At 36.9% G+C, this 7,971-nt stretch carries 7 protein-coding genes; 3 read left to right on the top strand and 4 right to left on the bottom strand.

What is annotated here, in order from left to right; translation table 11 throughout:
* Nucleotides 1–110 precede the first annotated feature (110 nt).
* The 4 genes from D8847_RS02680 to D8847_RS02665 form a co-directional block, all read right to left on the bottom strand.
* The gene (locus D8847_RS02680; protein WP_125840513.1) at nucleotides 111–2,453 is read right to left on the bottom strand and encodes an ATP-binding cassette domain-containing protein; all 2,343 of its coding nucleotides are present in this window, start codon (nucleotides 2,451–2,453) and stop codon (nucleotides 111–113) included.
* Between the two features lie 85 nt (nucleotides 2,454–2,538).
* Entirely contained in the window at nucleotides 2,539–3,105 is a 567-nt protein-coding gene (locus tag D8847_RS02675) for an NAD(P)H-dependent oxidoreductase (RefSeq protein ID WP_125840512.1), read from the bottom strand.
* Nucleotides 3,102–3,698 (bottom strand): TetR/AcrR family transcriptional regulator, encoded by a 597-nt coding sequence (locus tag D8847_RS02670; protein ID WP_007520728.1) that lies wholly within the window; start codon nucleotides 3,696–3,698, stop codon nucleotides 3,102–3,104. Before D8847_RS02670 ends, D8847_RS02675 begins: the two co-directional genes overlap by 4 nt.
* Nucleotides 3,699–3,832: 134 nt before the next feature.
* The gene (locus D8847_RS02665) at nucleotides 3,833–5,182 is read right to left on the bottom strand and encodes an MATE family efflux transporter (RefSeq protein WP_007520729.1); all 1,350 of its coding nucleotides are present in this window, start codon (nucleotides 5,180–5,182) and stop codon (nucleotides 3,833–3,835) included.
* Nucleotides 5,183–5,310: 128 nt separating this feature from the next.
* Between D8847_RS02665 and D8847_RS02660 the strand changes: the two genes are divergently transcribed.
* The 3 genes from D8847_RS02660 (at nucleotide 5,311) to D8847_RS02650 (ending at nucleotide 7,935) form a co-directional block, all read left to right on the top strand.
* Complete coding sequence (locus D8847_RS02660; RefSeq protein ID WP_125840511.1) at nucleotides 5,311–6,681, top strand: PLP-dependent aminotransferase family protein; 1,371 nt, start codon at nucleotides 5,311–5,313, stop codon at nucleotides 6,679–6,681.
* A gap of 180 nt (nucleotides 6,682–6,861) precedes the next feature.
* Nucleotides 6,862–7,254, top strand: coding sequence for a helix-turn-helix domain-containing protein (locus D8847_RS10890; protein WP_007520731.1), 393 nt, complete (start codon nucleotides 6,862–6,864; stop codon nucleotides 7,252–7,254).
* A 15-nt stretch (nucleotides 7,255–7,269) separates the two neighbouring features.
* A complete protein-coding gene (locus D8847_RS02650) occupies nucleotides 7,270–7,935 on the top strand; it encodes a CPBP family intramembrane glutamic endopeptidase (protein ID WP_125840510.1) in 666 nt (221 codons plus the stop codon).
* Nucleotides 7,936–7,971 lie beyond the last annotated feature (36 nt).

Raw genomic sequence — 7,971 nt, 5'->3', positions numbered from 1 at the left:
AGTAGGATAATTTTACTTACTACAGAAATTATGAAACTATTTTTAGATACTCTTTAGGACTCTATCTCAGATTACCCAAAGGAATAGAATTTCCCGATTCATGCATTGCTCTATTCGGTTCGAAGAGCTTCAACAGGATTCTTGCGAGCGGCAATCTTGGAAGGAATATAGCCGGCAAAGAATGTCAAAATAATGCTAAGAGCCACTAATACAGCTGCATTCTCAGGAGAGAGGTTAGCTGTGAAACCTTTGATATTCAACGAATCAACTACCAATTGGTTAATAGGAATAGTCAGAAGTGTTGCTATTCCGATACCTAATACCCCAGAGCTCAAACCCAACAGCCCTGCTTCAGCATTAAAGATGCGCGAAATATCTTTCTTACGGCTTCCCAGAGCTCGCAAAATTCCGATTTCTTTCGTTCTCTCTACAACAGAAACATAGATTAAAATTCCAATCATAATGGAAGAAACTAACAGTGAGATGCCTGAAAAGGCAGTTAGAATAAAGGTTACAGAACCAATAATATCAGTAAAAGCCTCTGATACTGTTTTTGCCATATCCGTATAGGAGACAGAATAGCGTTCATAATCATTGCTGTTTTTGCCATATTTTTTGGCTACATCTTCATTAAATGTGTGTATAGTTTGCAGGATCTTCTTTCGATCTTCAAAAGACTTGGCATAAAAACTTAAACTTGTTGGTGTGTTGTCACCTCCTAGTTGTTGCATCATTGTTTGGTAGCTTTCTTCTGACAGAACCTCGCCACTGATGTCCAAGACACTACGGGTCTGGCTTTTTTCCTGTGCTTGAACAATAGCTGAACTTTTTTCTACTTTCAATAATTGATTGAGAAAAGTTTGACTATAGCCAATCGTTCCATTAAATGGGGTTGTGGTAGCATCCTTTAGCTGCATGATTTCTGTTATTCTCAGAGTTTGCCCTTCTTGATAAAGGCTGTCTGTCACCTCATTAGGAATAAAGCGTTCTCCAATTTGTCGGAAATATTGGTCATTTGTAAGAACATGGATTTCTTTACCAAGAAGTTCTTCTATCTTTACTTTATTTTTTCCCTTATATCCTAACATAGCAAGTTGTTGTTCACTTAAACTACCATCTGAATCTAAAAATAGAATAGCTTGATTACCAGTTGGATACTTAAATATCTTATCTTCGCTAGCAACTAATCGGTACTTATCCGTAATGGTGGTTTCATCTGTTGGAAGAACTGCAAAGTTGGTAGTAGTTGCCATCAAAGTTCGTACCACATTATCTTGAATCTGATGGATCTGACCATCTGTATCCTTGACAAAAGCCTTAAGAGTATAACCAGTATTGAAATTTAGACTTTTGTAGTAAGATTTAGCATGCTTTTTCATATATGAGATGAAATCGCCGTCTTTTCCCCCTAGAGCATCTTCAGTGTAACGATTCTGATGTGTTTTCCCTTGCTCAGCTACCTTGATTTCTTTGATTGGTTTTTCAGTTTTTTCTGCTAATCGATCGGATAAGGTTCGAATTCCTCCTGAGTCTGCTGCTGATATAGTTATGGGCATAGTGGAAAGGGTGTCTTTCTGCATACTTTTAATATAGCCATTCATCCCAGATGAAATCGCTAAAACAGAAGCAATACCTATAATTCCAATACTTGCTGCAAAAATCGTTAAAATACTCCGAACTTTCTTAGTCAGTAAATTTTTAAAACTAGAGCTAATTGCCCGAGCAAAAGACATAGAAGTTTTGCCCAGCTTGTAACCCTTATTGGAATCAATTTGAGGATTTGGGGCTGTATCTTCGATAATCTTTCCATCTGATAATCGGACAATTCGACTACTACATTTTTCTGCCAACTCAGGATTATGAGTCACCATGATAACCAACTTACCCTGACTGATTTTCTTAATCAATTCCATAATTTGTATACTAGTGCTACTGTCTAGTGCGCCAGTAGGTTCATCAGCTAAAATAATTTTAGGATTGGTTACCAAGGCCCGAGCAATAGCCACTCGCTGCATCTGACCACCAGATAATTGATTGGGTTTCTTGTGAATATGCTGCTCCAGTCCAACATCTTTCAGAGCTACAACAGCTCTTTCCTGACTTTCTTTATTGGATAGACCTGAGATAGATAGAGCTATTTTAACATTTTCTAATACTGACAAATGGCTGATGAGCTGGTAATTTTGAAAGATGAAACCAATGGTCCCATTACGATAACTATCCCAATCTTTATCTTTGAAAGATTTCGTCGAAGTGCCATCTACAATCATATCTCCTTCATCATAACTATCTAAACCACCAATAATATTGAGGAGAGTTGTTTTGCCGCTGCCACTAGCACCTAGGATAGAGACAAATTCATGTTCACCAAAACGGATGGATACATCATTCAGTACTCGGTTTTCTTCCTCACCACTATTGTAAATCTTTGTAATATGCTTTAATCCTAACATCAGCATCTCCTCTCTTCTTGCTCTCTACCTGACATACAGTCAAAATTCCAAGAAAAGTCTGTTTTTATAATTTTATTGACATTTATCAAATGCAGCTGGCGATCTGAGCTATGTCTTCCAAAAATTGTTGGCGTTTATCATCGGAAATCTTTTCGACACCTGCTAATTGAGTCAATTTAACCGGTGCAACAGCACAAGTTTTTAAAATTTGATTTTTCAGGACTTTACCATAGTCCTGAGCAAAAGGTGTTACAAAAGAAGGTGTGTTATGAGTCGTGATAATCCAAGCAGATTTTCCTTGTAAATGTCCTTCAAGACCGACTTTTTTATAAGAATAAGCAAAACCAGCTACAAAGACACGATCAATGAACCCTTTAAGTATGGCAGGCATGCCACTCCACCAAAGAGGGAAAATAAAGATTAGATGATCTGCCCAAGTAACCAAATCACGGTATTCCTCCATTTCAACAACTTTGTCTAAGTCACGCCGTTTATGACTTTCATCAAATCGTAATATCGGGTCAAATTGCTCATTGTATAAATCTAAGGTTTTAACAGAATGTTTGCTCGAAATGTTAGCTTGAACCTGCTTAAGAATCGCTCCGTTAAAACTTTGATGGGTTGAGTGAGTATAGATGATTAAAACATTCATGATCGTTCTCCTTTGATATAAATATCAAGCATATGCTCAATAGTAGTTTGAATCGCTTTGTTATCAAAATCATAACCAATGGGACTGTTCGCCAGAACGGCAAGACCTGAAATGAAACTCCAAAAGTGAAACAATGTTTCAGCTTCACTATTGGTGAACTGTTCCTCTTTACGAAGCTTCAAAACAATACGCTTAAATTCTTCAAAACCTGGTAAATCTGAATCCAGCGAAATAGTATCCTGTGTGACCTTCATATATTTGAAAGGAAATTTAACAAAGAGAGCTTCAAAGAAATATGGATACTGTTTGGCAAAGGTGATGAAGTTAAATCCCATTTTAGCCAATTGATGGCGAGCAGAAGATTCCCAATCAATTTCCTGTTGCATTTCTTGATTGAGAAAAGTAGAGAGGCGTTTTAAAACCACTTTTAAATAATTTTCTTTGCTTTCAAAATGGCGATAAGGAGTTCCGTGGGTCACACCACAAGATTTAGCAATAGTTCTCAGCGAAAGTTGATCAATGCCATGTTTTTTGATCTCTTCCACTCCTGTCTGAATAAGTCTTTCTTTCAATTCTGCTGTGTTGCGTTTCATATCTCTCCTCCAAAAGTATACATCGTCTACATTTTTAGTATACACTGTCTACATTGTTTTGTCAATTCTAAGAGTATAATAAAATCCCTTTTTGTTGTAAAAGGAATAAAAAGGGATTAGGGATAGAGAAACCATCATAGTTTATGTATATTCATTCTACAGAGGTTTGCGCTTTTTAAAATATATCTATAATAAAATAGTCGCATCAGAAAGCCTGCCGTCCAGCCAAAAGGAGCGGCTATCCAAATGCCATTAAATCCTAGTGAGGTATGGGATAACAAGACGGCTAAAGGCACCTGAAGAATACAGAAAGTTGTGATAGAAGCAATCAAAGGAAGAAGAGATTTTCCATAACCTAATAATAAGCCATTTAACACCTGCATCGCTCCGAAAATCAGATAAAAGACTGATACAATACGCAAATACTGTTGACCAATTTGAATGACAGCTGCATCATGATTAAAAATGGAAATGAATGCTGGAGCAAAAACAAAAATCATAACAGAAATGCAGATTGATAAACTGATTGAAAATAATAAGGTACTTCTACCACCCTTGCTAATGCGCTCTCTTTTCCCAGCCCCTTCATTTTGAGCTGTAAAATTCATCAATGCCTGTCCGAGATTAACAGCAGGCATTTCTGCAAAAGAGTCAACCTTAGACGCTGCTGTATAGGCTGCAATAGCGCTTGTTCCAAAACTGTTGACAAGAAACTGAATCACCAGAAAGCCAAAACTAATGAAAACCTGCTGCAGCGTAGCAGGAAGCCCAATAGATAACGATGAACGCAATTCTTTGCTGCTCCATTTTAAATCGGATAAATGAGGAAACAAGTCTGGATATTTTTGCTTCATGTACAATAAACAGACAAAGAAAGAAAAGTACTGAGCGATGACAGTAGCACCGGCGGCACCAGCAACACCACAATGAAAGCCAGCAATAAAAACTACATCTAAAAATGCATTCAGACAAACCGAACTAATTAAAATATAAGTTGGTGTCTTAGAATCTCCAATCCCTCTCAAACAATTCGCTAAAGTATTGTATGCAAAAAGCGGCACCAAGCCTAAAAAGATAATTTTTAAATAAACATCCGCATCAGCTAATAAAGATTGAGGTACATTTAATTGTCTTAGAAATATGCTCGAATAGAAAATCCCCAAAATTGTTAAAATAAAAGCTAGAATACTCGTGAAAATCAAGTTCGTATCAAGAATATCTTTCATCTTTTGGAAACGTTTTGCTCCATAAAGCTGGGAGATAAGTACACTGGCTCCAATGGAGATTCCNGTTGAAAGGGCAACTGTTAAGGCTACTACTTGAGCACTAGCACCAACAGCTGCCAATCCTTTTGTCCCCACAAGATTTCCGACAATGGCAGTGTCTGTCACATTATATAATTGCTCAAATAAATTTCCTAAGAGGATGGGAACAGAAAAATAGAGTATAGTTTTTAATTCATTTCCTTTAGTTAAGTCCGTCATTTATTTTCTCCTTTTAATCTGCTATAATAAGATTAAAACCATACAATTCGTACAATATCATTATAAATAAAAAATTGGCTCTTATTATCCAAAAAATTGTCGGCAAGATAATTTTATAAGGAGAGAATATGTCTGTTAATTCATTTGAACATTATCCCATGACGTGGAAACCTAATAAGAAACTGTTAAAAGCCCCTCTGTACCTTACACTGGCAGAGTTGCTAGAGCAAGATATTGTCAGCGGCCGGCTGGCATCTGAAACCAAATTGCCGCCACAGCGTGAGTTAGCAGACTTTTTAGATATTAATCTCAGCACTGTTACGCGGGCTTTTAAACTATGCGAACAAAAGGGAATCATTTATGCCGTTATTGGCAAGGGAACCTTTGTGTCACCAAATAAAGCAACTCCTTTAGGGGCGCTTGAAAAGAATCAGTCACTAATTCCACTCGGTAATCTGAGACCTTACTATCAACTGAACACTATTGCATCAGATACCGTTAGGCGATTGCTGCAGAGCCCTTCTATTGATAGACTCTTTCGCTTTGATACGGTTAATGATACCGACTGGCACACAAGAATTGCCCAGTATTGGCTGAAAAATTTTTCTCTCAGTACTTCTCAAGAGAATATCTTTCTAACCTCCGGCACTCAAAACGCACTTGTTTTGCTTTTTCTAACGGTATTTCAAGCTGGGGATAAGATTGCCACAGATATCTTTACCTATACCAATTTCATCTCCCTAGCCCGTCAGTTTCGGATTGAATTGATTCCCATCATATCTGATACTAAAGGCATTCTTCCTGAAGATTTGGAGAAAAAGTGCCAACAGCATCAGATTAAGGGAATTTATCTAGTGCCAACAAACAATAATCCAACTGGTGCTACCTTAACCGCACAGCGCCGAAAAACTTTAGCTGATATCATCATAAAACATCAGCTTTTGTTAATTGAAGATGATACCTATGCCTTTATCAATAAGCAACAGCTGCCTCCATTAGCCAGCCTGATTCCTGACTGTACCTTTTATATCCATGGGCTTTCAAAAGCGTTATTTCCTGGCTTGCGAATCGCCTATATGGTCGTGCCTGACCGATTTATCAAAAAGATTTCACTTACAGCTAACAATATCAATACTCATATCTCTTTGTTAAATGCTGAAATTACCAGTGAACTCATTTCAAGTGGACAAGCCCAAGAAATTATCCAGCAAAAAAACCGATTGTCAGAAGAACGCAATCGTCTTTACCGTCAGTTCTTCCCTGAAGTTACTTCTGAGAATCCTTTTGCTTTATTTCAATGGCTGCCATTACCAAAGGAATGGAAAGGATATGAAGTTGAAACTCTTGCCCGGCAGCATGGCGTAGAAATTCTTTGTGCAGAACGGTTTTTTGTCGGCGGTGTCATAGAGCAGTCAGCCTTACGAGTATCCATCTGTTCGCCAGAGAATATGGAAGAATTAGAAAGAGGACTAAATATCCTTACGAATTTATTAAGATGATAAGAAGTACGAATTATATTAAAAATGATATTATTTTACTCTTAAGAGAAAATTGAGAAAAAATAACATAAAACGGATTAATCGGTTAAAAGTTGTACAATAGGGCCTGTCAAAGAATTTTGACTTAGCCCTCCCTAAATGTTAAAGAATTTAACCTAGACCAAAAAGGAGAAAAACGATATGATGATGAAAAGAGAAATGCTTGGAAAGCAGTTAAGAAGAAGCAGAGAAGTATTTGGCTACAGTCAGATTCAAGTAGCTAATTTGCTTGGTGTCTCCCGGCAAACAGTTTCTAACTGGGAAAATGACAAAACGATTCCAGATGGCATCAGTCTAATACAGTTAGCAGATATTTATCATATTTCTTTAGATGAATTATGCGGTCGGACAGTTTTGCTAAAATCGACATCTCATTCGGTTAGTAAGGTGGAAATCGGGCAAATGCTTGGCTTAGTTGGTGTATTCCTATGCTGCTCGCTCGTTAGTCTGACAAATATCCTATTTTTTAGTTTCCTTTTTCTCTGCTTCTTAATCTTTTTCATCTATTCTCATTTTCAAAAATACAATCATTAATATTGGAGGTCAGAAATGACAAAAGAAACAAGGGGATTAGCCTTAATTGCAAGTATTTATTTTCTTCTTTTTGTAATTCCGCATTTTATACATTTTTCATATGGAAATCAGTCACTTAGGATGATTATCCCGCTGCTGGCTTATATTTTCCTAGCTTTATTTGGACTCTATGTGTTGCGCTATCGGTTAAAGGAAAATTTGTTGTGGATAAAACAGCATAAGCTGAAAAGTTTGGGGATTACACTGCTTGTTTTTTTAGCGATGACCCTCTTTACGATAGCAGGCAGTTTTTTAGCTCAGTTAGGCTACTCATTTTTTAACATTGACCAGGCAAACTTAACTAACGATACCAATATTGGATCGGCAATGAATTTATTTCCTGTACCTCTGCTAATCTTGGTTTTAGGTGTCTTAGGACCTTTTGTTGAAGAAATTATCTATCGTTATATTTTGCTAAATTTTTTAAAAAAATATTGCTCTGCGGGAGTGGCGATTTTTTTATCCAGTCTTTGTTTTGCCATGATTCATGTCAATCATTTTACAGCCAATGAATTGTTAGGCGTTTTACCTCATTTTATGTCAGGTATTGTCTTTGCTTATACTTATTACAAAACAGATAATCTCCTTTTTTCATCTGCTGTGCATATCTTCAATAATACCAGTATATTTTTGCTGATATAAAGACGAGACTATGCCTAAACCGAGGTTGTTTCATCT

Origin of the sequence: Streptococcus mitis, assembly GCF_003942795.1 — a bacterium.
Classification (GTDB): Bacteria; Bacillota; Bacilli; order Lactobacillales; family Streptococcaceae; genus Streptococcus; species Streptococcus mitis_BJ.
This window is presented reverse-complemented; position numbering and strand designations above follow the sequence as displayed.

Bases quoted from the DNA above. Each gene is read 5' to 3' on its own strand.
- D8847_RS02675 (WP_125840512.1), bottom strand. From the start codon at position 3,105: ATGAATGTTTTAATCATCTATACTCACTCAACCCATCAAAGTTTTAAC.
- D8847_RS02660 (WP_125840511.1), top strand. From the start codon at position 5,311: ATGTCTGTTAATTCATTTGAACATTATCCCATGACGTGGAAACCTAAT.
- D8847_RS02680 (WP_125840513.1), bottom strand. From the start codon at position 2,453: ATGTTAGGATTAAAGCATATTACAAAGATTTACAATAGTGGTGAGGAA.
- D8847_RS10890 (WP_007520731.1), top strand. From the start codon at position 6,862: ATGATGATGAAAAGAGAAATGCTTGGAAAGCAGTTAAGAAGAAGCAGA.
- D8847_RS02670 (WP_007520728.1), bottom strand. From the start codon at position 3,698: ATGAAACGCAACACAGCAGAATTGAAAGAAAGACTTATTCAGACAGGA.
- D8847_RS02650 (WP_125840510.1), top strand. From the start codon at position 7,270: ATGACAAAAGAAACAAGGGGATTAGCCTTAATTGCAAGTATTTATTTT.